Below are 2,136 nucleotides of genomic sequence, written 5' to 3' on the forward strand. Positions count from 1 at the left end.
CGCCGCTGAACAGCCACCAGGCCAGGAAGGTGAGCGCGCGATGCCCAGCACGATCGGACGAAGACCGCGGAGATCCGGTCGGCCAGGCGGGCGATGGGCGCCTTGCCGGACTGGGCCTCGGAGACCAGGCGGCCCATCTGGGCCAGGGTGGTGTCCGCGCCGATGCGGGTGGCCTCGATGACCAGGCGTCCGGAGGTGTTGATGGTGGCGCCGGTGACCTCATCCCCGGCCGCGACCTTCTGCGGCACCGATTCACCGGTCAGCAGGGAGGTGTCCACGGCGCTGGCCCCGTCAATGACCTTGCCGTCGGTGGCGATCTTCTCGCCCGGGCGGACCACGAACTGGTCCCCGATCTGCAGCTGGTTCGCCGGGATGCGGTGTTCCACGCCATCGCGCAGCACCGCCGCCTCCTTGGCCCCCAGGTCCAGCAGGGTCTTCAGGGCATCCGAGGCGCGGTTCTTGGCGCGGGCCTCCAGGTGGCGGCCGATCAGCAGGAAGGTCGCCACCACGCCAGCGGTCTCAAAGTACAGGGTGTGCTCGTGCATCCCGCCGCCGGTATGGGCGGTCATCATCGGGTCACGGAAGAGTTCAAAGACCGAGAAGAAGTAGGCGGCCAGCACACCCAGGGAGACCAGGGTGTCCATGGTGCTGGTCAGGTGCCGCGCGTTGATGGCCGCGGCCTTGTGGAACGGCCAGGCGCCGTAGAACACCACCGGGGTGGACAGCGCGAACGCCACCCAGCCCCAATGCGGGAACTGGGCGCCGGGGATCATGGAGATCACGAACAGCGGGATGGTGAAGATCAGGGAGAAGATCACCCGGTTGCGCAGGTTGCCGTGCTCGGTGGGCTTGGTCCCGGTCGGTTCCTCCGGCGCGGCGCTCTGGTGCCCGTGCTCGGGTTGGCGCACGCTGGCCTGGTAGCCGGCGGCCTTGACGGTCTCGATCAGCATCTCATCGCTGATGTCCGCCGGGACGGTGACCTTCGCGTTTTCCAGCGGCAGGTTGACCGAGGCGGTGACCCCGGGCAGCTTGCCGAGCTTGCGCTCAACCCGGTTCACGCAGGAGGCACAGGTCATGCCCTGGATGTCCAGGTCAACGGTGCGCTCACCCGCGGTTGGCAGGTTCTGTTCGGTTTGGGTGGACATCATCAATCCCTTGGTGTTGGAGAGGTGTGCCGCCTGCTGCTGGGGCAATTAGCGGCTGATTGCAACCACGTCGTAGCCCGCTTCGTCGATGGCCGTGCGGATGGCGGCATCGTCCAGGGCGGCGGCAGAGGTGATGGTGGCGGTGGAGGTGCCGTTGGCGACCAGCTGGACGTCCACGCCGGATACCGAGGAGAGCTCTTCCAGCTCCTCGGTCACGGAGGCCACGCAGTGCCCGCAGGTCATGCCGTTGATCTGCACCTGGGTGCGGACCGCTTCGGCCTGCCCGTCGGGGCGGCTGGTGATCTTCAGGCCCTCATTGGTCTTGTTGGCCGACTCACCCGAGCAGCCGCAGCCGCATTCGTTCTGGGTACCCATGATTGTTCTCCTGTGTGATGGTTGTGCGCCCACGGGGGCGCTGGTGTGCGGCGGGGCGGGGTTCTCCCCGAGCCCGCTGGTCGCCGGTGGTTTGCCGGCGGTCCGTGGTTTCTAGCGCAGCAGCCGGGAGATGGCCGCGCTGGCTTCGGTGACCTTGTCCACGACGATGTCCGGGTTGCCGGTGTCCCGGGACTGGTTGGCCGCGGAGACCACGCAGTGTCCGATGTGCTCCTCGATCAGCTGGACGCTGACCTTGTGCATGGCCGCGTTGATGGCCGAGATCTGGGTGAGGATGTCGATGCAGTACTTTTCGTCATCGACCATCTTCGCCACCCCGCGCACCTGTCCCTCGATGCGCTTTAGGCGACGCAGCACCGCGGCCTTGTCGCTGGTGTAGCCATGGCCCTCGTGGGCATCATGGATCTGTGCTTCGTGTTCCATGGTCCAGACTATACCCCTAGGGGGTATGGGGTATCAAGTGGAATTCGTGTGGTGTGGCTCGCAACCTGAGACCCGGTAAGCACGTGGCCTAGGTTTTTCCGCTTTGACGAACAGCGGGGATCGTTACAATGAGTGTTTGTCGCCGGCGTGCCCGGCGGCCGCCGACCGGGCAGCC

Annotated in this window: 3 protein-coding genes; all 3 read right to left on the reverse strand. The window is 66.5% G+C overall.

Annotated elements, in window-relative coordinates; translation table 11 throughout:
• Positions 1-1,193 (reverse strand): cation-translocating P-type ATPase (locus tag JCM19049_RS12385; protein ID WP_306420799.1); only part of this gene is annotated, 1,193 nt, incomplete at its 3' end.
• Positions 1,194-1,520: a heavy-metal-associated domain-containing protein gene (locus JCM19049_RS20715; RefSeq protein ID WP_279403128.1), complete on the reverse strand. Its 327-nt coding sequence runs from the start codon at positions 1,518-1,520 to the stop codon at positions 1,194-1,196.
• A gap of 111 nt (positions 1,521-1,631) precedes the next feature.
• Positions 1,632-1,961: a metal-sensitive transcriptional regulator gene (locus JCM19049_RS12395; RefSeq protein ID WP_054821742.1), complete on the reverse strand. Its 330-nt coding sequence runs from the start codon at positions 1,959-1,961 to the stop codon at positions 1,632-1,634.
• Positions 1,962-2,136: the final 175 nt, after the last annotated feature.

It is taken from the genome of Arthrobacter sp. JCM 19049 (assembly GCF_001310435.1).